Origin of the sequence: Curtobacterium sp. MCLR17_045, from assembly GCF_003234405.1 — a bacterium.
Lineage (GTDB): Bacteria > Actinomycetota > Actinomycetes > Actinomycetales > Microbacteriaceae > Curtobacterium > Curtobacterium flaccumfaciens.
Genome location: NZ_QKTB01000017.1, coordinates 26184 through 50137 on the forward strand (window position 1 = coordinate 26184; position 23954 = coordinate 50137).

A 23954-nucleotide genomic window follows, 5' to 3' on the forward strand; every position below is an offset into this window, starting at 1 on the left:
TTGTCGGACGTGTACCGTCTCCGGCACCACCCCCACCCGAGAGGACTGCGTCATGCGCATCGGATCCAGCATCGCCCTGATCGTCATCGGCGCGATCGTCGCCTTCGCGCTGAACATCCAGCTCGCCGGTATCGACCTCCGCCTGATCGGCTACATCCTGATGGCAGCCGGTGTCGTGCTGCTCATCATCAGCCTCGCCGTGGCCTTCGGCGGTCGCCGCACCACGACCACCACGCGCTCGGGCGTCGACCCGGCGTCGGGGGAGCAGATCACCCGCCAGGATCGGCGCGACGGGACCTACTGACCTGCGCGAAGGGTCAGAAGAGGGTCGCGGGCGGGGTCGCGTCGGGCAGCGCGGACGGCTCGGGGACCTCGGCGCCGGGCCAGCCGGGACCGTGCGGCACGTCGGTGCCGTTCTGGAACGCGGTGGCAGCACCGCGGGCTCGCACATCGGCGGCCTCGTTCATCTCGTGACCGACGTGACCGCGGACCCACTCGAACGTGACCTTGCGGCCCTGCAGTTCGGCGTCGAGTTCCTTGATGATCTCGACGTTGAGGACCGGCTTGCCGTCGGCCTTCCGCCAGCCCTTGCGCTTCCAGCCGGCGAGCCACTCGGTGCACGCCTTGATGGCGTACTGGCTGTCGCACAGGATGTGCAGCGGCTCGCCGGTGTCCTTCGTGGCGCGGATCAGCTGCAGCACGGCGGTGAGTTCGCCGATGTTGTTCGTCGCGCGGGGCCAGCCGCCGGCCGCCCACCGGTCGTCGTCGACGTACCAGGCCCACCCGGCGGGGCCGGGGTTGCCGAGGGCTGAGCCGTCTGCGGCGGCGACGATCGTCACGATGGGACCTCCTGGTGGTGCCGAGTGCTCGCGAGTGCTGGTCAACCGTAACCGACCGTACGGACGGGCTCTGCGCGGCGGGGCGGCGACCGGATCAGCGCGCTGCGGGATCCAGGTTGAGATCGGTGTCCGTGATGAGCTGGTCGCCCGCTCCCGTCTGCAGCGACGGGTTCAGCCAGCGGAGTTGCGCGACGGTGATGCCCAAGCGTTCGGCGACCGTCACCTGCGCGTCGTCGCTCGACACCTGGTAGGACACCGGCACGCTGCCACGCTCGTGCACCCATCCGTTTGCCCCGGGCCGCGCTGCGCCCACGTCGACCTGAAGGTGCGGGTACGGGTCGGGGATCGTCCAGCGCAACGGAGCAACTGCAAGCACGGAGCCGATGCCGGTGCGTCCGGAATCGTCCCCGTCATCAGACGGCGCCGGCACGAGCGCGACGCTGTGCAGGAAGTCCGGAGTGGACCCAGCCTCGGACAGTCCGACCGAGTCCGGTGCACCGGTCTCCGGGTCCCAGATGACGACTCCGGCGCGGTACCCGCTGGCGTCGCCGCCACCGTCAGCGTCACCACCGCGGAACTCCAAGCTCATCCACTGCGGGTTCGTCGTGTGGTAGCCGGACAACTCGGCGTCGAAGGTGCCGCTCTCGTTCGCGACGACCCGAACGTGGATCCGGGTGTCACCGCTCGCCGAGACGACATCGGTCTCGGCGGCGACCGTGCCGGCCGCCAGGACCTGCGGCGTGCTGACCTGTTGTGCGGCCGGAGTCGGGTCCGCTCCCTGGCTTCGGTCCGTTCGGTCGAGTGATGCCTGTCGCGTCGGTGTCGGGATCGCGTCGTCGCCGCCGAACGCCGTGCACCCGGCGAGCAGCAGCCCCACCAGTGCCGAGCTGATCACCGCGGTCGTCACGGTCCGTGTTCGTCCCATCGTTCCCCCTCGTCGGCAGCGTAGCGGGGGCCAGGGACGTCATCGAGTGCGGGGAGCGGACCGAGCCAGACTCGTTACACGGGGCCGAGGACTACCGTCCGCTGCAGGAGGAAACACCATGAGCGACAGCATCCCGAACGCCCCCGGCCCCGAGCCGTCGGACGACCGCGCACGGAACGACGCGCTCCGCGACGCCGCGCACAGCGACGACGTCGACGGGATCAGCGGACGCGAGCAGCGAGCAGCGGACACGTCGTACAGCCCGTCGAGCGAGCGCGAGATGGACGCGTCCCAGACGAAGCAGCGCGACGACGCCGACCTGCGTGCGGACGGCATCGACCCGTCCAAGGTCATCGCGGCTCCCGGGACGGGCGGCGCGGACGACGCCGGCGACGTCGAGCCCGAACCGGGTGACCTGCACTTGCCGTGGCAGTCCGAGGAGGACCGCCGGGGCTAGCTCGACGCCCGGTCGAGTTCGCGCACGAGAGTCTCGCCATCGGTGACGTCCCAGAACGCCATCGGCTGTGGCCCGAAGAAGCCGTCGAGACCGGTGTTCGCGTAGACCTTCGCGTTCGTTCCCCAGCCGAAGAGCATCGATCCCGGTCCGCCTCCCGTCGCGTCCCACTCGACGTTGCAGTGCCGTCGGTCACCGGTCCAGCTCACGGTGCGGTCGGTGCGGCCGATCGGGACCTCACGCGTGCCGCGAGGGGTGATCACGAGGGCCCGGCGATCGGTCACGGCGTAGACGGTCGTCCGCTTGCGGTACCGCTTCACGAGGAACCGTCCGACGAGCAGGTGCAGGCCCATCAGCGTGAACAGCGACCCGACGACCAAGAAGAAGGGCGGCGCCCCGCTGGTCACGGCCGAGACGGTCCAGAACGCCACGAATCCGCACCAGAGCAGCGAGAACGGGATGAGGAAGCCGTCGCGGCCCGAGAGGAGCCTGGCCGGATCGCTCGTGCCGGCCCAGTACAGGTGCTCGTCGGGGCGCAGGTGTTCACGGGCGGTCTGTTGAGGATCGATCACCCCTCGACAGTACGGCCCGTCACTCGCTGTGGCTGAACAGTGCGTACCCCGCCCGGCTACGACACCGAGTCCGGGTGGGAGCCCGTCCGCTGCCCGGACTCGAGCGTCGCGATCGCTGCGAGCTCGTCGTCGGTCAGCACGAAGCCGTCGATGTCGAGGTTCGACCGGATCCGTGACGGCGTGACCGACTTCGGCAGCACCACCACGCCCTGCTGCACGTTCCACCGCACGAGCACCTGCGCCACACTCACGCCGTGCGCGTCCGCGATGTCGGTCAGCACCGGCTCGTCGATCAGGCGCCCACGGCCGAGCGGCGACCACGCCCCGGTCACGATGTCGTGCTGCCCGTGGAACGCGATGAGTTCGCGCTGCGGCAGCCACGGGTGCCGTTCGACCTGGTTCAGTGCCGGCACCTCGCCGGTCTCGTCGATGAGCCGCTGCAGGTGCGGCACCTGGAAGTTCGAGACTCCGATGCTCCGCGCCCGCCCTGACTCACGCAGTTCCACCAGAGCCCGCCAGGTCTCGACGTAGCGGTCGTTCGCGGCGGCCGGCCAGTGGATCAGGTAGAGGTCGACGGCGTCGATCCCCAGCCGCTCGAGGCTGCCGTCGAACGCCCGCAGGGTCGCGTCGCGCCCCTGGTGGTCGTTCCACACCTTGGTCGTCACGAAGACGTCGTCACGGTCCAGCCCGGAGGCCCGGATCGCCTTGCCGACGCCGGTCTCGTTGCCGTACATCTCGGCGGTGTCGACGTGCCGGTAGCCGGCGTCCAGCGCGAGGCCGACCGCCGTCTCTGCTTCGGCATCGTCGACCTTGTAGACGCCGAAGCCGATCGCGGGGATCGAGCGGCCGTCGCGCAGGGGAACTGAGGTGACCATGCACCCATCCTGCCGGTGCCTGGCGGGCGCGCGCCGAGCCTCCAGGCCATCTGTGGAGAACGCGACCTGGACGCCGGGCGCACGTTCCTTCCCATACCGGCCGCGATGGCGAGTGGAATCGGGCGTACCTGGTCAGAACTTCCGACCAGGTACGCCCGATTCGACCAGGTACGCCCGAAACCGCCCGCCGGCCCCCGCTCAAGTCGGCAGGTGCACCGGCTCGGTGTCGGGGAGGGGGCTGGCGTCACGGCCGCGCAGGTCGGGCAGCCAGCTGCGCATCGCCAGGGGGAGCAGCACGCCCAGGCCGGCCATCACGGCGCCGACGGTGAAGCCGCCGACGGGGCCGCTGCCGTCGATCAGGAAGCCGGCGATCGCCGAACCGCCGGCGGCACCGATCAGCTGGCCGGTGCCCATCCAGCCGTATGCCTCGGCCGTGTCGGAGAACTTGACCGTGGCGGAGACCGAACCGAACATCACCGCGAGGGCCGGCGCGATGCCCACACCCGCGATGACCAGGGCGAGGCAGAGCCACCAGAAGCCCGTGCCGCCGAGGGCCAGGGTGAGGCCGACGAAGACGACGGCCATGCGCGTCCACAGGGTGTTGCGGGAGATCGGGCGGTGGCCGAACGCCAGGCCGCCGGCGAGCGAACCGACCGCGAACACCGCGAGGACGATGCCGGCGTTCGGGCTGCCCTCGCCGAAGACGCTGGTGACGCTCGCCTCGACCGCGGCGCACGCCCCGATCAGCAGCAGACCGGTCAGGGTGGCGACGACGACGGCGGGGCGCTTCAGCACGACACCGAAGGCGCGCTTGGAACGGGGGATACGGACGCGGCCGAGCTCGGGGGAGGCGATGAACCACGCGCCGCCGACGACCAGGAACACCATCGCGACGACGATCGCCTCGACCGTGCCGACCTGGGTGGCGACGAAGGTGGTGATGACCGGGCCGGCGACCCAGATGAGCTCCTGCGCGCTGGCGTCGAGGGAGAAGAGGGGTGTGAGCTGCGCCGACGTCACCATCTTCGGGTAGATGGTGCGCACCGCCGGCTGCACGGGCGGGACCGCCAGGCCGCCGAGGAACCCGACCACCACGTAGCCCCAGAGCGGCATGACCACGAACGCGATGACCACCATGCTGATCAGCGCGACGATGCTCGTCAGGATGAGGACGGGGCGCATGCCCCAGCTGCCCATCCACCGGCTCGTCAGCGGGCCGGCCAGTGCCTGCCCGATGCTCGTCGTCGCGAGCACCAGACCGGCCGCGCCGTAGGAGTCGAACACGTGCTCGACGTGCAGCAGGTAGGCCAGCGACAGCATGCCGAACGGGAACCGCGCGGTGAGCTGTGCGGCGATGACACGACCCACGCCAGGGGTCTTCAGGAGGGGCCCGTACGTACTCACGAGACGAGTGTACGGACCGGCCGGACGGGGGTGTCCCCCGTCCTGGGGAGGGGCGGTTCGCGACACGCCGACGCGTTGATTCCACATCTGTGGATCGGGACTGTCCACCGGTGTGGGGAAGTGTCGGTGGTCGGGCGCAGACTGGCGGAAACTCGGGTCTCCCGGGAATCCACAGACTGTGGAGGACGTTGTGGAGAACTACATGGCTGTAACACTTCCTCTAGTGGTCGGTGCTGCGGCTAGCCACTAGATGTAGTGTGGAGGCATCGCAGCGGCCCCTCCCGGACACGACTGCGGACAGACATCAGCACCACCTCCACAGCACAGCAGAAACCAGTAGGAACCAGGGGAGAACATGGCCGTCACCGTCTACACCAAGCCGTCCTGCGTCCAGTGCACCGCGACGTACCGGGCCCTCGACAACAAGGGCATCGAGTACGAAGTGCACGACGTCTCCACGGACGAAGCAGCGCTCGAGCACGTCAAGAGCCTGGGCTACATGCAGGCCCCCGTCGTCGTCACGGACGACGACCACTGGTCGGGTTTCCGCCCCGACAAGATCGCGACCCTCAGCGCCGAACTGGCGTAGTCGTTCTGCGGGCCCCGAAGGGGCCCGCAGGCAGGGCATCTCGGGAGGAGCGACTCGCCTCTCCTGGCCCGTCCGGTCCGCCTGTCCGCACCTTTCCACGAGGAGCGCACCATGAGCCGATTGGTCTACTTCTCGAGCGTGTCCGGTTACACCGCGCGCTTCGTCGAGAAGCTCGGCCGCGACGCGGACCGGATCCCGCTCTACCCGAGCGAACCGTTCCTGCACGTCGACGAGCCCTACGTCCTGGTCCTGCCCACCTACGGTGGCGGCAACGGCGAGGGTGCAGTCCCCAAGCAGGTCATCAAGTTCCTCAACGACGCCCACAACCGCTCGCTCATCCGCGGCGTGGTGGTGGGTGGCAACACGAACTTCGGCGAGGCGTACGGCCTCGCAGGGGACGTCATCGCGCAGAAGTGCAACGTCCCCCTTCTCTACAGATTCGAACTCTTCGGGACCCCTGACGACGTGTCGGCGGTCAACTCAGGATTGGATGCATTTTGGACGCAGCAGTTGCAGACGTCGATCTGACGTCGCCGCAGACGGGGATGGACTACCACTCCCTCAACGCGATGCTCAACCTCTACGACGCGGACGGGAACATCCAGTTCGACAAGGATCGTGAGGCCGCCAAGCAGTTCTTCCTGCAGCACGTCAACCAGAACACCGTCTTCTTCCACAACCTGAAGGAGCGGCTCGACTACCTGGTCGAGAACGAGTACTACGAAAAAGCCACGATCGACATGTACTCGCTGGACTTCATCCAGCGACTCAACGACCTGGCGTACTCGAAGAAGTTCCGGTTCCAGACGTTCCTCGGCGCGTTCAAGTACTACACGAGCTACACGCTCAAGACGTTCGACGGCAAGCGCTACCTCGAGCGCTTCGAGGACCGCGTCGTCATGACCGCCCTCGGCCTGGCCCAGGGCAACGAGCAGCTCGCCATCGACCTGGTCGAAGAGATCGTCGCCGGCCGCTTCCAGCCCGCGACCCCCACGTTCCTCAACACTGCGAAGGCACAGCGCGGCGAGCTCGTCTCCTGCTTCCTGCTCCGCATCGAGGACAACATGGAGTCGATCTCGCGCGGCATCAACTCCTCGCTGCAGCTCTCGAAGCGCGGCGGCGGCGTGGCCCTGCTCCTCTCCAACATCCGCGAGGCCGGCGCCCCGATCAAGCAGATCGAGAACCAGTCCTCGGGCATCATCCCCGTGATGAAGCTGCTGGAAGACTCCTTCTCCTACGCGAACCAGCTCGGTGCGCGTCAGGGTGCCGGCGCGGTCTACCTCAGCGCCCACCACCCGGACATCATGAAGTTCCTCGACACCAAGCGCGAGAACGCCGACGAGAAGATCCGCATCAAGACGCTGTCCCTCGGCGTCGTCGTGCCGGACATCACGTTCGAGCTCGCGAAGAACAACGAGGACATGTACCTGTTCTCGCCGTACGACGTCGAGAAGGTCTACGGCGTCCCCTTCGGTGATGTCCCGATCTCCGAGAACTACCGCGCGATGGTCGACGACTCGCGCATCAAGAAGACGAAGATCAAGGCGCGTGACTTCTTCACGACCATCGCCGAGATCCAGTTCGAGTCGGGCTACCCGTACATCGTGTTCGAGGACACGGTGAACAAGGCCAACCCGATCAAGGGTCGGATCAACATGTCCAACCTGTGCTCGGAGATCCTGCAGGTCAACACCCCGACGACCTTCAACGAGGACCTGTCCTACAAGGAGATCGGCAAGGACATCTCCTGCAACCTCGGCTCGCTGAACATCGCGCTGACGATGGACTCGCCGGACTTCGGCAAGACCATCGAGACGGCCATCCGCGGCCTGACCTCGGTCTCGCAGATGTCGCACATCACCTCGGTGCGTTCCGTCGAGGACGGCAACGACAAGTCGCACGCCATCGGCCTCGGCCAGATGAACCTGCACGGCTACCTCGCTCGTGAGCGCGTCTACTACGGCTCCGAAGAGGGCATCGACTTCACGAACATCTACTTCTACACGGTGCTGTTCCACGCCCTGCGTGCGTCGAACAAGATCGCGATCGAGACCGGCGAGACCTTCGACGGCTTCCGCGACTCGAAGTACGCGTCGGGTGAGTTCTTCGACAAGTACACCGACCAGACGTGGACCCCCGCGACCGCTCGTGTTGCCTCGCTGTTCGACAACGCGAACATCACGATCCCGACGCAGGACGACTGGAAGGCGCTGAAGGCGTCCGTCCAGGAGCACGGCATCTACAACCAGAACCTGCAGGCCGTCCCGCCGACCGGTTCGATCTCGTACATCAACCACTCGACGTCGTCGATCCACCCGATCGCGTCGAAGATCGAGATCCGCAAGGAAGGCAAGCTCGGCCGCGTCTACTACCCGGCGCCGTTCATGACGAACGACAACCTGGACTACTACCAGGACGCGTACGAGATCGGTGCCGAGAAGATCATCGACACGTACGCCGCGGCGACGCAGCACGTGGACCAGGGCCTGTCCCTGACGCTGTTCTTCAAGGACACCGCCACCACGCGTGACATCAACAAGGCGCAGATCTACGCATGGCGCAAGGGCATCAAGACGATCTACTACATCCGTCTCCGCCAGCTCGCGCTGGAGGGCACGGAGGTCGAGGGCTGCGTCAGCTGCATGCTGTAGAGCTGCCGCTCTGCTCCCTGGAGGCGCGGTGCCAACCCGCACCGCGCCTCCAGTCCGTCACTTAGTCACCATCTCTGTAAGGAACACACGTTGGTCGAGAAGCTGAAGCTCATTGATCGGGTCCAGGCCATCAACTGGAACCGCATCCAAGACGACAAGGACGTCGAGGTCTGGAACCGTCTCGTCAACAACTTCTGGCTGCCCGAGAAGGTGCCGCTGTCGAACGACGTGCAGTCGTGGAACACGTTGACGCCGGCCGAGCAGACCCTGACCATGCGTGTGTTCACCGGTCTGACCCTGCTCGACACCATCCAGGGCACCGTCGGCGCCGTGTCGCTCATCCCCGACGCGATCACCCCGCACGAGGAAGCCGTTTACACGAACATCGCGTTCATGGAGTCGGTGCACGCCAAGTCCTACTCGTCGATCTTCTCGACCCTCGCGTCGACGCGTGAGATCGACGAGGCCTTCCGCTGGTCCGAGGAGAACCCGAACCTGCAGAAGAAGGCGTCCATCGTGATGGACTACTACCAGGGCGACAACCCGCTGAAGCGCAAGGTCGCCTCGACGCTGCTCGAGTCGTTCCTGTTCTACTCGGGCTTCTACCTGCCGATGCACTGGTCGTCGCGCGCCAAGCTCACGAACACCGCCGACCTGATCCGCCTGATCATCCGTGACGAAGCCGTCCACGGGTACTACATCGGGTACAAGTACCAGAAGGGCCTCGAGACCCTCACGCAGGCCGAGCGCGACGAGCTCAAGGACTACACGTTCTCGTTGCTGTTCGAGATGTACGAGAACGAGGTGCAGTACACGCAGGACCTCTACGACGAGGTCGGTCTGACCGAGGACGTCAAGAAGTTCCTGCACTACAACGCCAACAAGGCGCTGATGAACCTGGGCTACGAGCCGATGTTCCCGAAGAACATCACGGACGTGAACCCGGCCATCCTCTCCGCCCTGTCGCCGAACGCGGACGAGAACCACGACTTCTTCTCGGGGTCCGGCTCGTCGTACGTCATCGGCAAGGCCGTGAACACTGAGGACGAGGACTGGGACTTCTGATCCTGGTCTGACTCGATGGGGACGCCCCGCTGGCTTCGGCTGGCGGGGCGTTCTCAGTTGACGGACACCGTCGCCGGTGCGGCCGGATAGCGGTCGCTCATCGAGATTCGTTTCGGACGGGCTATGTGAGACGCGAACGCCGTCATGTGCGTGCCGCGGGAGGCCGTCTCCGCTGAGGGACCCTCAGCTGACCCTCAAGGAACGTGCACGGTCACGCACAGAGTAGTGACGTGTCGGGCGTCATGTCTCGGTACAGACGCCGATGGCCGGCCACCTGCTGTTGCAGGGTGGCCGGCCATCGGGCCGTACATGGCCAGGGGGTCAGCGCTGTCTTGTGCTGAGCCGTCCGAGGACGTATCGAGTGACGGCGCCTACGACAAGAGCGGCGCCGACAAGCAGTACGTACTGCAGCCAGATCGGATCGATCGCGGGCCGGCCGGCCAGTTGCAGCGAGCACACCACGACAACGATCCCGCAGGTGAGCAGGGTTTTGCCGTCAATGCCTGTGCTCTCCTCGGTTCCGCGTTCGTCGAGTCCGTGGACGATCAAGAAGCCAATCATCGCGGAGGCTACGGGCAATGCGCCGATGGATAGCCAGTGGAGAAATTCCGACACGTCAGTACTTCGCCGTCGCGAGTGACCAGCAAGATCCGAGGCCGATGATATTCAAGAGTGTTTTCCCACCTTCATGGAAGAGGCCTGATACAGCCTCGACCTGCTCTTCCGAGAGGCTGTGTCGGTTTTGGACGTACTTCTTGAGCAGGCCGACCACCTTCTTCATCGAGCCTCCCAACTTGTTGTACCAGTAGATGGCTTTCCTGATCCCCCTGAGGATCTTTTCGGCCTTCACGAAGGTCTCGAGCACCTTGGCGCCGGCGAAAGCGAGGCTTGAGATTTCCGCAGCACAGCCGACGGCGCTACCGATGACCGACCAGAGGCTCGGGTCCGCGACGACCGGGAACTGCACGCCGGGCGCGCTGGTGTCGATCTGTTGCGTGACGACATTACCGGAGACTACGAACTTGGTTGGCACGTCGGCGCCGTTCGCGTCCACGGCCCAGGGCGCATCGACGAAGCCGACCGGCATGCCGCTCGCATCCTCGATCTGCACTGCACCGTTGTCTTCTACGCTCACGGAGCCACCCTTGGGGAGTTCCAGCGGGTAGGCGAACGACGTCGGCGATGACGGCCCGGTCAGGACCGTGTTGATCGCGAGGCTGCCATCGGCGTGTGAGACCGGCACGGTGTAGGAGCCGTTTCCGTTGTCGAAGCTGACGATGCCGTTCGCTTCGGACCGTGCTGTGCTCGCCGTCGCGGCGAACGGCAATCCGGCAGACAGGTTGGACGTCGCACCAGTCTCAGTGTCCGTCGAGGTCACGGTCACGTCGTCGTCGGCGTTGCTCGGAACACTCGACGTCTGTTCACCGCTGGTCTGCAGCGCGTATCGGGCTGTGACGTCGGGCGCCGTTGGCGAGAGGCCGAGGAAGACCTCCGGGTTGGCGGCCTCGATTGCGCGGACCGTCGCGCTCGGGGCGCCATCGTTCAGTCCGAACGCGATGCTCTCTGTGAAGCTGCTTCCGTCGGACTGCATGACAATCGCGTCCACAGTGTGCCAGCCGGCAGCGGCGGTAACCGGCGTCGCGACGGTGGTCTTGCCCGAGGGGCTCAGCGGGTACTCCTGGCTGCTGTCGCCATCGACGAGAGTGAACAAAGTTGCGTCCGAGGACAGCGCCGCGGGTGCGGACACGGTGCAGCTCACCGGGGATGCCGGGAGGGAGTCGACCCAGGAGCCGTTGGCGTACTGAGCGGGGCAGGAGATCGTCGGCGCCTGCGGGTTCGCGTACCACCCTTGGACATCGACAACGTAGTCAGTCGCCTTCGCCGAGTTATGGAGCGAGATCTTCCCGTTCGCGCCCAGCGGGACGGTGATGGTGTTGGTCTCGATGTCGTTGGTTTGGAAGTTGATCGCAGTGGTGTTTGGCTTGATGGTGCCGTCTGCCCAGACGTCAGCGTTGCCGTTGCTGCCACCGTGCACGGCGATCAGCGTGAGCACGACCGCCGTGATTCCGGAGCCCATAACGGGAACGCCTGCGGTGCCAGCGATCTGGATCGATCGAGTCTCGTTCTCCGCCAGCGCCGTGTTACCCGTGGCACGCGAGTCATACGCTCGCCCGTAGGACGGTGTGAATACCGCACCACCCTTCCCGGCGGCGGTGAAGTAGCCCTGCAAGTCGACGATGAGGTTGGTCGTCGTCGTGGAGTTCGCGATTGTGATCTTGCCGTCCGCGGACAAGGGAATCTGAGCTTGGATCGAGGTTGTCGCCGACGGTGCGTAGTGCAGCGAGTTCACCGGCTTGGTCCCACCGGTCGCGTACGGAGTAAGGTACCCATCCGCGTCAGTCGCGTTGACTGCGACCACGTTCACCACCGCACCGGATGCTCCCGCGGGGATCCCATTGGCGCCGGTGATCTGCACGTCGATGCTCTTGCCCGGCGCGATTGCGACTTTGGCTGCACCCATGCCGGAACGGGTATCGACGATGCGCTTAGCGACCGGAACGAACCCGCCAGCAGCGGTCCCGTCCGTGTTCGCCGTGTAGTAGCCCTGCACGTCCAGGATCAGCCGTGCTGAGCTCTCCGTCATGACCTGGATCGTGCCGTCAGCACCGACCGCAACAGTGGCCGTATTCGAGGTGTACTCCCCCGAAACGCCGTTGTAGATCAGCATCGTAGTGCGACCAGAGTCCGCGTCCGGGCGGCCGAAGAGGGTGCCATTCCCAGCTGACGCGCCAACCGTTGCGTTCAGCGAGACCGCGCCGACAGAGCCATCATCCGGCAGGCCAGCGAGACCAGCGACCTTGATAGTGCGGTACTTACCCGCCTCCATCGGCGTGCTGAAACCTCCAGTGCCCTTCGCCGTGTCGAGGACACGGCCACTTGTCGGCATGAACACCCCACCAGTGCCGGTGTCATTCAACGCGTTAGCCGGTGTCGCCACCAGCAGAGAACCAAACAACGCCAGCGCACCGAGCATCGCAGCAGCCAGGCTGCGCTTCCTCGTTCGCGGATCGTGCAGCATCGAGCGCACGGAACCCCCTCAGTCATGCAGACAGCACGAGCTGCCGTCAGCCTGCGCAGCATAAGAGGAAGCTGAAAGTCGCTGCTTGGCACCCATCTGGGGGTGGAAGACAAAAGACCTGATGAGAAACGATCGTACCGGACCGGGCTTAATGGTTCCTCATGCAACTTGGGCAGCGACCGTTCGAAGTTCGTCCCCTCATGACTCTGAATCAGGGACGCGCTCCCCGGAGCCCAAGGGCTACTCAAGGACACCGGGCGCGACATCGACTGCTCGCGATCGTCAAGTACATCGACTGCGCAATCGATCAGCTGCCGAACGGTCGTCCGGTGCGGGATCCGCCTGCGTTCGGTTCGAACGGGACGCCGTCGTTGTGCTCGTCGGCGATTCGATCGACTTCTCGCTCGCGCGCCTCCTCAGCCACGAGCACCGCCCGTTGAAGGATCGGTTAGCGGTCACTTCCGCCGAGATATCGAGGGCTGGCGCCCTCTCTAGGCGGATAGCCTTCGAGACATGCCGCCCGAACAGCGTCCGTCGAAACACGTAGTTATCCCCGCGACAGCGCACGCTTTGTTCGCCGGTGCCCCTAGCTTCGTTGACCCGGCAGCTGTACGGCGACAACCCTGCGTCGTCCCGTCGGAGAGTATCGTGCCGCCTCTGGGAGACGGGGAGCGCGACGTCTGGCTCATCGAGTGGCAGGTCGCGGAGGACGCTTTCAACGTCGCCGTCGGCGAGCAAGTTAGGTGGGACGTCGTCGACGCGGACCCGATTCGTCTCGGCCACTTCGGAGGCCGACGCACGGTGACCGAGGAACGCAACACCTATGCGAAGCAGCTTGGTGCCGGGCCAGAGTGCCCAATCGACGGCATTATCACTCGGATCGACCAGGTGTCGGTACGGTACGGGTCGTCCGCGAACGGCTCGGGGCAGGAACCGATCCCAGGCTCTGAGATGCAGCACGCGGCGCGAACCTTAGCCCCGCGAATCCCGCACGAGGGGACGATCGTCGGCTGGGTCGTCCGCATCCGGCTCGACTGAAGTCGACTGGGGTCGCGCCCGGTAGGGCCCGAGTCAGCCGCCTCGAGTTCTCGTGGTCTGAGGACTCTGGACCTTTCCGTCGCAGGTGCTTCGTGACCACTGAGCCATCGGCCAACGGGCGCTCAGGTCCGAACGCGTCTCCCTTGTGGGTCCCAGAATTCGCGAGCGATCGGGAGCGGCCGTGAATCGGGCCAGCACCATCGGCTCATTGTGCCCTCATGGGTCCGGCCTCGGTCATCGACGATGCTGGTGACGACGGTGAACCACCAGGTGGGGCGGTCGAGGGCGCTTCGTGGTTGCAGCCATACCTCTCGCGTCCAACTCGGTTCGCGGGGCAAGTAGTGCAGCGTGAGCGTCCCACCGCTGGTCCAGTGCTGTGGCAGGTGTAGCCGGTTTGTGATGCGGATGCGCGCCTCCGCGGCGTAGGCGCCGGCTGCGCTGAGGACTCCGAGGCCGCCGGCAGTCTGCACGAGCGAGAAAGAAAGCTTGCGGTAGGGCCCCTGTTCGTGGAGCAGCACACCAGGCAGCCAGGCGCCCCTGTATCGGTTGTTGCCGCTGCAGAACGAACTCGCGACACCTCGTGCGACATCACGGAGCTGCCGATGGGTGCTCATTCTCGCTCCGTTCCGATTGAGGGTTTCGGTCCCCACCATGGTCCCGCCCCGCTCGTGTTCCTCACGTACCCCGTCCGGAGCGAGCCAAGCGCCCGGTCGAGCATCGGCCAATGAGACGTTAGCCGGCCACCCGATGCACGCCGCCGGCAGCCTGACCGGACAGCTCAATTCGGCTGTGCTGCAAAATGGACGACGGTCGCAGCGAGGGCAAAGAGGGCGACGATGGTGAGGATCGCCCCTGCTCCAGACATCCACGCGCGACGACGGGCACGCCGACGGCGTTCAGCAACCGACACCCAAACCACTGTGCTGACGACGGCCGCGATCGGGAAGCCAATGTAGGCGACCGATCCGGCGGCGTAGTTGCACCCCCCCAGCGCTGCACGCGTCGAAGGCGAACATCGAGAGCACGACGCCGAACCAACCGACAACGAGCATCGGCAGGCACAGACCGAACAACGTCAGCGTGACTGCTAGATCCTGCCAGCCTGCTGGAGCCTGGATCGAGTGCCTGCGGCGGTCAGGAGCCCCGAGCGGGAAGAGCTCCTCATCGATGTCGTCCTGCCTCATGGCCTCAAGTGTGCCGTGGAGCACCGCTACGCTGCCTGCCACTTTCGATCAAAGGGCCAGGCAGTCCCGAGTTGGTCGAGCTGACGCGGGCGTTGTGTGTCGAGTACCCCAGTGTCTCGCTGGATATCTTGCAGACCTACAGACGCCAACCCACTGGCCCGTCTTCGCCGGCGCTCGCATCAAGGCGTCTCGAAAGTCAATCGTCGTGCGAGACAATGTGTCCGCCGTTACGTTGAACTGGTGAAGCCGCCGAAGTATCCGCGCCCCGTTTGCGTGGTTCATGGTGATCGCAGCCAGTCTTCTGCTCGCGCTCGGACTGCTGAACCTCATCGTCAACACCACCCGACCGGGGTCGTGGCTTCTGGTGATCGTGCTCATGCCGTGGCCGCTTTCCGCGGGCTTGAAACGCTTGCGTCTGTCGCCTACGAGCACGTGGAGTAGCCCGCCTTGATCATCATGAAGTCCAACGGGTCAGTCAGCAGTGTGCTGAACGACACGTTTCGCCCGCTCCCGGACCAGGTGCGACGCAGCCTCGGCCTCCTCGACAACGACGACCACTTCGCGTGGCTCGTCTTCTCCGCGCCGATCGACGACCAGACCTGGCGCGCCGGCCCGCAGTCGGTCATCGACGAGCACGGCAACTCCTACCTGCAGGCCGGTGGCACCGCCGAGAAGATGAGCGTCGAGCTGCGCCGCCGCGAGGACGACGGGGAGTACCGCTTCTACATCGTCGGCCGTGACCACGACCTCACCGAACCGCTCACGGAGACCATCGACGTGCAGGCCGCGCACGAGCCGCGGCATCCTGCCGAGCTGTTCACGGCCGACCAGGCTGCGCCGGTGTTCGTGCACTACGTCGAACACCAGACGGTCCCCGACGGCTACACGCTCCGTCTCGTCGCCGACATGTAGAAGGTGGCGACGCCACCGTCGCGTGTCCGCGACCGTGTGCCGGACAGGAGGCGCGGTGCCAGCTGGCACCGCGCCTCCTGTCCGTTGCTGCTCACGTGACCGCGTGCAGTCACGCAGCCAACCGCGTCCGGCCAGCCCTGGGCTGGGGCTGGTGCTGGGGCCGGATCACCCGAGGGCGCCGCCCCAGAAGTTGCCACCGCCGAACACGACCTTCACCGGCACGGCCTGCGCTCGGTCGGTCACGTACCGGTACGTGCCGCCCGGACGTCCGAGCCACAGCACCTGCGCGTTCGTTGTGGTCGTCGCGACGGTCCGGAGCTCCACCACGTACTGCCCGGTGGGGATCTGGAACTGCGCCGTCTGCTCGCTGTCGAGCAGCGTCGAGAACCGGGTCGAGAACGACGCACCGGTCGTCGCGTTCGTCACCGTGACGGTCGCACCGCTCAGTTGTGCCGACGGGCTGCGGGACGCCGAGGTCGCGTAGACGACCAGGTCGTAGTCGCTGTGTGCGTAGTGCCGTGACAAGGTGACTCGGGAAGCCGGGAGCGTTCCTCGCTGCTGGTACACCCGGGTCTTCCAGACGGCGGGCGACGCCGTTCCGCTGGCGTAGGCCTCGATGCGGTACTTCCCGGTGCTCAACCCCACGAACCGGTACTGGCCCGTGCTGTCCGAGGTCGTCCGGAACACCTGCGAGGTGTCCTCGTTCCAGGCGTACATCAGGCGCCCGGCGGCGGGTCCCGTGGGGCCGACCACACCGCCCTGCACGGTGGCGCCGATCACGAGCGGCACGGTGACCGCGACTGTCGAACCGCCGCGGACGGCGATGCCCGAGCGGAGTCCTGGGGCGTAGGTCTCCGTTCCGTGCGGCGGGAGCTGCCGCGTCGTCACCGTGACGGTGTCCGGTGCGGGGATGCCGGTGAACGTCGCGGCGCCGTCATCGTCGGTGGTGGCGTTCCCGACGACGACGTCGGTGCCGATCGCTGCGAGTTCGACGTCCGCCAGCCGGATCGCGGTGCCGTCCGGCGTTGCGAGCTGCACGGTGATCGTTCCGGATCCGGCCGCAGTCGCTGGTGGCGCGAGGCCGATCAGCGCACCTGCTGCCAGCGCAACGGCCAGTGTCGTCCCTGTGATCAGTCGCATCGTGTTCCCCGATCGTTGGCCAGCCGTGCGTTGCCAGGGACTGTACGCGGGCGGGCGGCCGGTGGGGCAGGCACATCGCAGCAGCGGTCACGCAGAAGCGTCTCGGCTTCGACAGGCGTCACGAGGTCCGGGTCGCACCGATCGCCCAGACGCGGGGCGGTTCGGCACCGTTCACCGCGTGGTCACCGATGATCCGCGCCTTGAAGACCCACGGGTTGTGGCTGCCCGCGGTGCGAGCGTTCCGCCAGTGCCGGTCGAGGTTCTTCGTCGTGCTCACCCCGGACGCCGCGAGCGCGTCGAACAGGTGCGAGGTCGCCGTCGTCGCCAGCGTGGTCAGCGCCACCTGCGCCTGCGCGGTCGCGAGTTCGGCGCGGTCGTTGCGGCGCTCGTCCTCGGCTGTGTCGAGCCCGGCTCCCTCGTACGCACCCTGCAGGGCTGCGGCGGCCCGGTCGACGATGGCGGTGGCGGCGAACCCGGCCGCCGACACCTCGCCGACGACCTGCAGGATCTGGGGGTCTGCCGCGAACGTGTCGGCGTTGCCGTGGGAGAAGACGCGGGTGCGGTTGCGGACCTCGCGCGCGATCTCCCGCTCGGCTGCGAGTACGGACCCGGCGAGGACGCTCAACAGCACGCCCTGGTAGAACGCCGTCTGGTACTTGAACCGCTCGTCGAAGGGGATCACCCCATCGGCCTGCACGACGGCGTCGTCGAAGGTGCTGGTACCGGAGCCGGTGGTGCGCTGCCCGAACCCGTCCCAGTCGTCGGTGTGGGTGACCCCGGGCTGGTGCGCGTCGACGATCGCGATGACCCGCTCGCCGGTGTCCGTGCGTTCGGCGTAGGTGTCGATCCAGTCGGCGAAGATGCTGCCCGTCGAGTAGTACTTCTGCCCGGTGATCCGGAACGTCCCGTCCGGCTGCGGGGTCACCTTCGTGATCACGTCGCCGACCTGCACCGACCCGACCTCGGTCCACGAGTTGCCGGCGATCTCACCGCGGCCGAAGCGGTCCAGCCACACCTCACGTTCCCCGGACCGGGCGACCAGCCGATCCTCCACCAGTGCGAAGTGGCCGCGGAGCGCCTGGGGGATGTTGCTGTCAGCGGCGGCGAGTTCCGTCAGCAGGCGGAACAGCTGGGGCAGGGTCGCCCCGGCTCCGCCGTGGGCGACGGGGACGCGGAGGGCGCCGAATCCTGCGGCGGCGAGTTCGCGGATCTCCTCGAACGGGAGGCGGTGGTCGCGTTCGCGCTCGGAGGCGCCGGCAGCGATGCGGTCGAAGATCGGACGGAAGCGGGCGAGGAGCTCGTCGTCGGCGCCCTCGTCGATCGTGCGGTCGGCGGTCTGGTTGCTGATGGTCACGAGGACTCCTTCGTGCTCTGGGTTGCTACCTGTCGCGTGGTGTGGCGCCGGGTGGTGTCGATTCGTCCGGTGTGGGCGGACAGCTCGACCAGATGTGCGCCATGGCGAGACTGTGACATCGCCGAACGCCCGCGAGAAGGGTTGTGTCGATGTGTGTCGGAGGGTGACTTCCCATGACACGTGACCGCGCAGTGACGAGGTGGGGTTCGCAGCAGCGCCTTCGCGGTGCTGCGCGTGTGCGATGGCCGCGGAGCCCGTCGGACGGAGACGGGCATGCTCTTCCGAGAAACCCGCGTAGGCCACGCTCAGAGCAGCGCGCATCAACGACGGAGCACGCACCAGCCAGAGGACCGGCCACTGCCTGGCTGGGTGTGGGCGAAAGCCGTGGTCTCGGCGTCGTTCACTCCGGTGACGTTCAGGCCGGCGGGGTCGTCCCTGCGCCTTCGGTGTCGTCGGCACCCGCAAGACCTGTCCCAGCCTGATCGAGGTTCTCGTGGGGGTCGCCCATGTCTCCGGTCGCAGCGCCGGTGCGGGACAGCCCGAAGTGTTTGCGGACGGCGTTCGCCTCGGCGGGGGACAGGGTACGTCCGGCTCCGAGGGACGGCGCGTCCTTGATCGCGTCCTTCGTGTACCCGACGTGCACGTCCGTGCCGTCGAACGTGGCATCGTCGGCGGGGACGAGCGCCTGGTGTCGCCCGAGCAGTCCCGTCGCGACACAGACGTAGGCCGCACTGCCGTCCTCGTCGGAGGGGAACACCTGCACGACCTTGCCGACTGATACGCCGTTGCGATCCCGGACAGTCGCACTCTCGACCTGGTGGATGACGCCCTTGGTGATCATGAACGTAGTCAACGCCCTCGAGTCTGACGCTTCGCAGACGCCGTCCTGCAGGCTGGCGCTGTGGACCTGATCCTCGGAGTCTGGGGCCGCGTTGCCACGCCACTCGATCGGCCGATCGCCCTCTGCGCGTCAACGACACGCCCGGAACATCTCTGAAGTTGCAGATGTGATGTATCACTGAGTTGACTGCTCGTTGTCGGCAACGCCGCCGACGCGAGAGTCGGCTTTGATGCCGGGGAACGAGGGGAATTTCCATGAAGCAGTCGTCCTACGGACGCGTCGTCTCGATCGGCGCAGCCTGCGCCGTCGTCGCCGGTTCCGTCATCGTCGCCGTTCCGGCAAACGCCACGGTCACGCCGCCCGCCGGCAGCAACGCTGTTGGACCGCGAACGCCGTCCGAGGTGTTGTCGGCTGTCCGCGCTGACCTCGTCGCTTCCGGAGCCCCGTCCGACATCACGGCCTTCGACCGCCTCAGCGCTGATCAGCGCCATGAGCTCGCTTCGTACTTCTTGGATCCGAGCATTGCGTCCGCGGCCACCGCAGCCGCCGATGAGAGGGTGCTCGGGCCGGAGACTGTTCGGACGAACGGGGACTTTGAATGGGGAGAAACGCAACCGTCGGGCGCTGGACAGGCAGGAAACGGCGTCGGGGTGGGGACCAGGGCCGCATCCCGGTCGTCCTGGGGGAAGCAATGGTTCGCCTTCGCTGGAATCCGTCTCACCGAGACGAAGGTGTCGATGTCGTACCAGTACAGCGGTACTACAGCGAGGAAGATGCTCGGTTACTCGTGCACCGTCGTCAGGAACGTCCAGCCGTTCACTGAAGTGAGGACCTCCAAGAGCAGCGGTTACATCAGCGGCGGACAGGCCACTGCGAAGTGCAAGGTCGTCGTGAAGCGCGGTGTGCCGACTCCATGGGGCACGGTTGCGTGGAGCACCTACTCCTCGATCCAGCGCCTCAGCGCCAAGGGCAACGGCGCGATCACATACAACCGCTGGGAGTGAGCGGAATGGCGTCTTGGCAGGAGGAGCAGATGATGAATCCAATTGTTCCAACAGCGCTCGACGGCGTGCTGATGGCCGTATCCCTCTTCGCGCTGTTCCTCGTACTCGCAGCGTTCATCTCGCTGATCCGATCTCGGTCGACCTTTGGCCGTCGTTTGCTCGGATGGACTCTCGTCGTCCTGTTCGCTCCGATCATCGGGCCGGCAACGTGGTTCGTCGCTCGGCACCGCGAACGGTCGATCGAGCCCAGAAGTGACGACGTTGGCCAGCGGTGAGGGGAACTTTCGGTCGGATCACCACCCTGTCCGCAGCATGAATCCGCGTGCCTTGTTCGCAGCCGTCGCTGCTGCGTTCCCCGTCGTGGTCGAGGTCGCGGTCACCAGCGTCTGGTGGGATCGGTTGCCCGACCGGATCGCGACGACGTTCGGCCCGGATGGCAGCCCGAGCGGGTACGGAACTCCGTTGGGAACCGCGATCCTGCTCGCGGCGGTACAGGCGCTGTTCCTCGTGGGGGCGGTCGGCTCCGCTTTTGCTCAAGACCGGCGCAGAGGTCGCATCTCGTGTGCGGTCACCGCAGGGTTCGTTGCGGCTCTCGCGATGAGCTGGCTGATCATTGTGGGATTGGCGTCTTCGACGTTGAGTCCGACGGCTTGGTGGCTTCTCGCGGCGGCGCCCGTGTGGGCGTTTGTCCCGTACTGGTTGCTTTCCCCCGCGAGGGGCGGTGGAAGGTGACGCCACTGCCGGCGTGACCTGCCAGCCGGAGCGCAGCCGCGCCTCCAGGCCGGACCGAAAGCCGCGCACGCGGCGGACGCAACACGAACGGCGGCTCTCCTCCTTCCGGAAGAGAGCCGCCGTGGTGTCTCGCGGTGATCAGTGGGCCGACGGGACCGCCGTGCCGACGAGCTCGGCCCGCACGATGTCCGCACCAGCCGACAGCGCGCCGAGCTTGTCCAGCGCCGCACCTCGTGCCAGGGGCGCCATCCCGCAGTTGGAGCTGGGGATGAGCTTGTCCGCATCGACGAACTCGAGCGCCCGACGCAGCACCTCCGCGACCTCCTCCGGGGTCTCCACGGTCTCGGTCGCGACGTCGATCGCCCCGAGCATGACCTTCTTGCCGCGGATGAGCTCGACGAGCTCGAGGGGAACGTGGGAGTGGATGCACTCGAGCGAGACGATGTCGATCGGCGACTGCTGCAGCAGCGGGAAGGACTGCTCGTACTGCCGCCACTCCGCGCCGAGGGTCTCCTTCCACTTGTTGTTCGCTTCGATGCCGTAGCCGTAACAGATGTGCACGGCGGTCTCAGCGTGCAGGCCCTCGGCTGCGCGCTCGAGCGCGGCCACGCCCCAGTCCTGCACCTCGTCGTGGAAGACCGTGAAGGCAGGCTCGTCGAACTGGATGATGTCGACGCCGGCGTCCTGCAGTTCGCGCGCCTCTTGGTTGAGGATCGTGGCGAACTCCCACGCCAGCTTCTCGCGGCTCTTGTAGTGCTGGTCGGAGAGGGTGTCGATCATCGTCATCGGGCCGGGGAGCGCCCACTTGATCGGCCGGTCCGTCTGGGCGCGCAGGAAGCGGGCGTCGTCCACGAACACGGGCGCACGACGGCTGACGGCACCGACGACGGTCGGGACGGCCGCGTCGTACCGGTCGCGGATGCGGACGGTCTCCTTGCGCTCCAGGTCGACGCCGTCCAGGTGCTCGATGAACGTCGTGACGAAGTGCTGGCGGGTCTGCTCGCCGTCGCTGACGATGTCGATGCCGCGGCGCTCCTGCTCGTGCACGGCGGAGCGCAGGGCGTCCTGCTTGCCCTCGGTCAGTGCTGCTCCCTGCAGCTCCCAGGGGGACCAGAGCCGTTCGGGCTCGGCGAGCCAGGACGGTTTCGGCAGGCTGCCGACGATCGAGGTGGGGAGGAGAGAACGCATGGGGGTGATGGTCCAGTCAGTCGAAGGGCAGAGGAAGTCAGCTCGCGAGGGCGGGGTCAGCCCACCGGGCGAGGAGTGCGTGGTGCGGCCGCACCAGGTGCTCCTCGGTCCACCGGCCCTGCGTGATCCCGAGGCGGCCGCGCTCCTCGCGGTCGTACGTCACCGGGGTGGGCGTGAAGTCGGCGTGGTCGAGGGTGGGGCGGTAGGTGCTCTCTGCCGGGGTGTTCGCGGCGTAGACCTCCGGGCGGTAGATCTTCTGGAAGGTCTCCATGGTGGCGATCGTGCCGATGAGCTGGAGGTCCGTGTAGTCGCCGGTCAGGTCGCCGCGCGTGTAGAACGCGAGCGGGGCAGCCGCCCCGGCGGGCTGGAAGTACCGGACCCGCATGCCCATCCGGCCGAAGTAGTCGTCGGTGAGCGAGGAGTGCTCGTGCTCGTACTCGGCGCCGAGCACCGGGTGGACGTACCCGTTCCGGCGGTAGGTCTGGCTCGTCGAGACGCTGATGCAGACGACGGGCTCGGCAGTGAACTGCGATCCGAACACGTCTGACTCCAGGAAGCGCTGGAAGAGCGCCCCGTGCAGCTGGCCGAAGTCGGACGGCAGCGACGGCGACGACGGCAGCAGCACCGAGAAGTCGTAGTCGCGCAGGTACGACGAGAAGTTGTTGCCGAGGATCCCCTGGTGGCGCTCGCCGGTGTGCTGGTCGAGGATCGTGACGTCGAGCATCTCGAGCAGCGGGAACTCCGCGTCCGACCCGCTGTCTGAGAGCTCGAGCGCCACCGAGACGATGTCGAGCTGCAGACGGTAGCGGTCGTGCGCCGCGGCCAGCTCGTTCGCGCGCCCGTCGATCATCGCCAGCGCAGCGCGGAGGTTCTGCTGACGGTGCTCGCCGCGCGCCAGGTTGGCGAAGTTCGTGGTCAGCCGGGAGCTGTCGGCGGGGGAGTAGTCCTCGTCGAACCGGGTCCGGGTGATGCTGAAGGTGAGGTCGTTCGCCATGGTCGGCAATCTGTTCGTCGAGCGCCCGCGGGCGCTGGGGAAGGGGTGCCTCGATCATGACGGGAAAGGCGAGCCATCAGGTAATACCGAGACGCTATGCACCGGTATAGCCTCGGCCTATGGCCCGTGTCTCGAACGACATCACCCTGCAGCAGCTCCGGTACTTCATCGAGGTCGCGACGGAGGGCTCGATCAGCGCAGCGGCCGACCTGCTCTACGTGTCGCAGCCGACGATGTCCGCGGCGATGAAGGACCTGGAGACGCGGATCGGGCGCCCGCTGTTCACCCGCTCGGCCAGAGGAGTCGTGCCCACCGTCGACGGCGTCGAGTTCCTCGGGTACGCCCGGCAGGTCGTCGAGCAGGTCTCCCTGCTCGAGCAGCGGTACGTCGGCGGCCAGCGGTCGCGTCGGCTGCTCGGGGTGTCCGCCCAGCACTACTCGTTCGCGGTGGAGGCCTTCGTCCGTATGGTCGAAGCGGCTGCTGCGGAAGAGTACGAGTTCTCGCTGCGCGAGACGCGCACCTGGGACATCATCGAAGACGTCCGCACGCTGCGCAGCGAGGTGGGCATCCTCTACCGCAACGACTTCAACAAGCAGGTGCTCGGCAAGCTGCTGCGGGACGCCGGCGTCGTGTTCACGCCGCTGTTCGTCGCGCAGCCGCACATCTTCGTGGCCAAGCGGAACCCGCTCGCGTCACGGGAGCGTGCGACCCTCGAGGACCTCGCCGACCTGCCTCGGCTGACCTTCGACCAGGGCGCGAACAACTCCTTCTACCTGGCCGAGGAGATCCTGTCGACGATGTCGAGCAAGCGGGAGATCCGGGTGTCGGACCGGGCGACGATCTTCAACCTCATGATCGGTCTGGGCGGGTACACGATCTCGACCGGGCTGATCAGCGACGACCTCGACCCCGAGATCGTCGCCATCCCACTCGACGTCGACGAGCGCATCGAGATCGGCTGGATCGCGCACGCCTCGGTTCCCCTCACCGTGCAGGCGCAGGCATACCTGGACGAGTTGCGTGCGGTGGTCACCAGCTACGGCGTCGAGCCGCTCGGGTAGGCAGGCGGCGGGTCCGGCGGGTCCGGCGGGTCCAGCGATCGGCCTGGAGGCCC

25 protein-coding genes are annotated in these 23954 nt (G+C 66.7%); 12 read left to right on the plus strand and 13 right to left on the minus strand.

Annotated elements, in window-relative coordinates; translation table 11 throughout:
* The first annotated feature begins 52 nt into the window (after positions 1 to 52).
* On the plus strand, positions 53 to 304 hold the full coding sequence (locus tag DEJ05_RS11660; RefSeq protein ID WP_027465939.1) for a DUF6458 family protein: 252 nt from the start codon (positions 53 to 55) through the stop codon (positions 302 to 304).
* A gap of 13 nt (positions 305 to 317) precedes the next feature.
* On the opposite strand, the gene DEJ05_RS11665 is transcribed toward DEJ05_RS11660, so the two are convergent.
* Complete coding sequence (locus tag DEJ05_RS11665; protein ID WP_111110476.1) at positions 318 to 839, minus strand: ribonuclease H; 522 nt, start codon at positions 837 to 839, stop codon at positions 318 to 320.
* A gap of 94 nt (positions 840 to 933) precedes the next feature.
* The gene (locus tag DEJ05_RS11670; RefSeq protein WP_146245084.1) at positions 934 to 1764 is read right to left on the minus strand and encodes a hypothetical protein; all 831 of its coding nucleotides are present in this window, start codon (positions 1762 to 1764) and stop codon (positions 934 to 936) included.
* A gap of 118 nt (positions 1765 to 1882) precedes the next feature.
* Between DEJ05_RS11670 and DEJ05_RS11675 the strand changes: the two genes are divergently transcribed.
* On the plus strand, positions 1883 to 2221 hold the full coding sequence (locus DEJ05_RS11675) for a hypothetical protein (RefSeq protein WP_111110478.1): 339 nt from the start codon (positions 1883 to 1885) through the stop codon (positions 2219 to 2221).
* Here the strand turns inward: DEJ05_RS11675 and DEJ05_RS11680 are convergent.
* The 3 genes from DEJ05_RS11680 to DEJ05_RS11690 all read right to left on the minus strand — a co-directional run bounded on the left by DEJ05_RS11680 (position 2218) and on the right by DEJ05_RS11690 (position 5069).
* Positions 2218 to 2790 carry a hypothetical protein gene (locus tag DEJ05_RS11680; protein WP_111110479.1) on the minus strand — a complete coding sequence of 191 codons (573 nt, stop codon included), beginning with the start codon at positions 2788 to 2790 and terminating at the stop codon, positions 2218 to 2220. The genes DEJ05_RS11675 and DEJ05_RS11680 overlap by 4 nt on opposite strands.
* Positions 2791 to 2846: 56 nt before the next feature.
* Positions 2847 to 3665 (minus strand): aldo/keto reductase, encoded by an 819-nt coding sequence (locus tag DEJ05_RS11685; protein ID WP_111110480.1) that lies wholly within the window; start codon positions 3663 to 3665, stop codon positions 2847 to 2849.
* Between the two features lie 198 nt (positions 3666 to 3863).
* Positions 3864 to 5069, minus strand: coding sequence for an MFS transporter (locus tag DEJ05_RS11690; protein ID WP_071405882.1), 1206 nt, complete (start codon positions 5067 to 5069; stop codon positions 3864 to 3866).
* A gap of 355 nt (positions 5070 to 5424) precedes the next feature.
* On the opposite strand from DEJ05_RS11690, the gene nrdH reads away from it, so the two are divergent.
* From nrdH to nrdF, 4 genes are all read left to right on the plus strand, one after another.
* Positions 5425 to 5658: a glutaredoxin-like protein NrdH gene (nrdH, locus tag DEJ05_RS11695; RefSeq protein WP_017886897.1), complete on the plus strand. Its 234-nt coding sequence runs from the start codon at positions 5425 to 5427 to the stop codon at positions 5656 to 5658.
* Between the two features lie 111 nt (positions 5659 to 5769).
* On the plus strand, positions 5770 to 6186 hold the full coding sequence (nrdI, locus tag DEJ05_RS11700; protein WP_027465945.1) for a class Ib ribonucleoside-diphosphate reductase assembly flavoprotein NrdI: 417 nt from the start codon (positions 5770 to 5772) through the stop codon (positions 6184 to 6186).
* A 17-nt stretch (positions 6187 to 6203) separates the two neighbouring features.
* Complete coding sequence (gene nrdE / locus DEJ05_RS11705; RefSeq protein WP_110864196.1) at positions 6204 to 8309, plus strand: class 1b ribonucleoside-diphosphate reductase subunit alpha; 2106 nt, start codon at positions 6204 to 6206, stop codon at positions 8307 to 8309.
* Between the two features lie 90 nt (positions 8310 to 8399).
* Positions 8400 to 9374, plus strand: a complete 975-nt coding sequence (gene nrdF, locus DEJ05_RS11710; protein WP_017886894.1) for a class 1b ribonucleoside-diphosphate reductase subunit beta — start codon at positions 8400 to 8402, stop codon at positions 9372 to 9374.
* 321 nt (positions 9375 to 9695) lie between these two features.
* Here nrdF and DEJ05_RS11715 read toward each other — a convergent pair whose 3' ends face one another.
* Together DEJ05_RS11715 and DEJ05_RS11720 are read right to left on the minus strand one after the other, a co-directional pair.
* Complete coding sequence (locus DEJ05_RS11715; RefSeq protein ID WP_111087954.1) at positions 9696 to 9989, minus strand: hypothetical protein; 294 nt, start codon at positions 9987 to 9989, stop codon at positions 9696 to 9698.
* A 1-nt stretch (position 9990) separates the two neighbouring features.
* Positions 9991 to 12462 carry a hypothetical protein gene (locus DEJ05_RS11720; protein ID WP_146245086.1) on the minus strand — a complete coding sequence of 824 codons (2472 nt, stop codon included), beginning with the start codon at positions 12460 to 12462 and terminating at the stop codon, positions 9991 to 9993.
* Between the two features lie 504 nt (positions 12463 to 12966).
* On the opposite strand from DEJ05_RS11720, the gene DEJ05_RS11725 reads away from it, so the two are divergent.
* Positions 12967 to 13491 carry a hypothetical protein gene (locus DEJ05_RS11725; RefSeq protein ID WP_146245087.1) on the plus strand — a complete coding sequence of 175 codons (525 nt, stop codon included), beginning with the start codon at positions 12967 to 12969 and terminating at the stop codon, positions 13489 to 13491.
* Between the two features lie 896 nt (positions 13492 to 14387).
* Here the strand turns inward: DEJ05_RS11725 and DEJ05_RS11730 are convergent.
* Entirely contained in the window at positions 14388 to 14675 is a 288-nt protein-coding gene (locus tag DEJ05_RS11730; RefSeq protein ID WP_146245088.1) for a hypothetical protein, read from the minus strand.
* Between the two features lie 519 nt (positions 14676 to 15194).
* On the opposite strand from DEJ05_RS11730, the gene DEJ05_RS11735 reads away from it, so the two are divergent.
* Positions 15195 to 15587, plus strand: a complete 393-nt coding sequence (locus DEJ05_RS11735) for a hypothetical protein (protein ID WP_146245089.1) — start codon at positions 15195 to 15197, stop codon at positions 15585 to 15587.
* 165 nt (positions 15588 to 15752) lie between these two features.
* Here the strand turns inward: DEJ05_RS11735 and DEJ05_RS11740 are convergent, their stop codons facing one another.
* The 3 genes from DEJ05_RS11740 to DEJ05_RS11750 form a co-directional block, all read right to left on the minus strand.
* Positions 15753 to 16625, minus strand: a complete 873-nt coding sequence (locus tag DEJ05_RS11740; RefSeq protein WP_181440714.1) for a carboxypeptidase-like regulatory domain-containing protein — start codon at positions 16623 to 16625, stop codon at positions 15753 to 15755.
* A 220-nt stretch (positions 16626 to 16845) separates the two neighbouring features.
* A complete protein-coding gene (locus tag DEJ05_RS11745) occupies positions 16846 to 18081 on the minus strand; it encodes an acyl-CoA dehydrogenase family protein (RefSeq protein ID WP_111110486.1) in 1236 nt (411 codons plus the stop codon).
* A 415-nt stretch (positions 18082 to 18496) separates the two neighbouring features.
* Positions 18497 to 18922, minus strand: coding sequence for a hypothetical protein (locus DEJ05_RS11750; protein ID WP_111047495.1), 426 nt, complete (start codon positions 18920 to 18922; stop codon positions 18497 to 18499).
* Between the two features lie 254 nt (positions 18923 to 19176).
* Between DEJ05_RS11750 and DEJ05_RS17880 the strand changes: the two genes are divergently transcribed.
* From DEJ05_RS17880 to DEJ05_RS11760, 3 genes are read left to right on the plus strand one after another with little or no spacing between them, the layout of a single operon-like run.
* The gene (locus DEJ05_RS17880) at positions 19177 to 19926 is read left to right on the plus strand and encodes a hypothetical protein (protein WP_146245090.1); all 750 of its coding nucleotides are present in this window, start codon (positions 19177 to 19179) and stop codon (positions 19924 to 19926) included.
* Positions 19927 to 19931: 5 nt separating this feature from the next.
* Positions 19932 to 20201 carry a PLD nuclease N-terminal domain-containing protein gene (locus tag DEJ05_RS11755; RefSeq protein ID WP_181440715.1) on the plus strand — a complete coding sequence of 90 codons (270 nt, stop codon included), beginning with the start codon at positions 19932 to 19934 and terminating at the stop codon, positions 20199 to 20201.
* A 37-nt stretch (positions 20202 to 20238) separates the two neighbouring features.
* A complete protein-coding gene (locus DEJ05_RS11760) occupies positions 20239 to 20658 on the plus strand; it encodes a DUF1648 domain-containing protein (protein WP_146245091.1) in 420 nt (139 codons plus the stop codon).
* A gap of 138 nt (positions 20659 to 20796) precedes the next feature.
* On the opposite strand, the gene DEJ05_RS11765 is transcribed toward DEJ05_RS11760, so the two are convergent.
* Both DEJ05_RS11765 and DEJ05_RS11770 read right to left on the minus strand, forming a co-directional pair.
* Positions 20797 to 21846: a methionine synthase gene (locus tag DEJ05_RS11765; protein WP_111110489.1), complete on the minus strand. Its 1050-nt coding sequence runs from the start codon at positions 21844 to 21846 to the stop codon at positions 20797 to 20799.
* Between the two features lie 37 nt (positions 21847 to 21883).
* On the minus strand, positions 21884 to 22840 hold the full coding sequence (locus DEJ05_RS11770; RefSeq protein WP_111030627.1) for a putative oxygenase MesX: 957 nt from the start codon (positions 22838 to 22840) through the stop codon (positions 21884 to 21886).
* A gap of 119 nt (positions 22841 to 22959) precedes the next feature.
* Here DEJ05_RS11770 and DEJ05_RS11775 point away from each other — a divergent pair, with 119 nt between their 5' ends.
* On the plus strand, positions 22960 to 23901 hold the full coding sequence (locus DEJ05_RS11775; RefSeq protein WP_111030626.1) for a LysR family transcriptional regulator: 942 nt from the start codon (positions 22960 to 22962) through the stop codon (positions 23899 to 23901).
* Positions 23902 to 23954 lie beyond the last annotated feature (53 nt).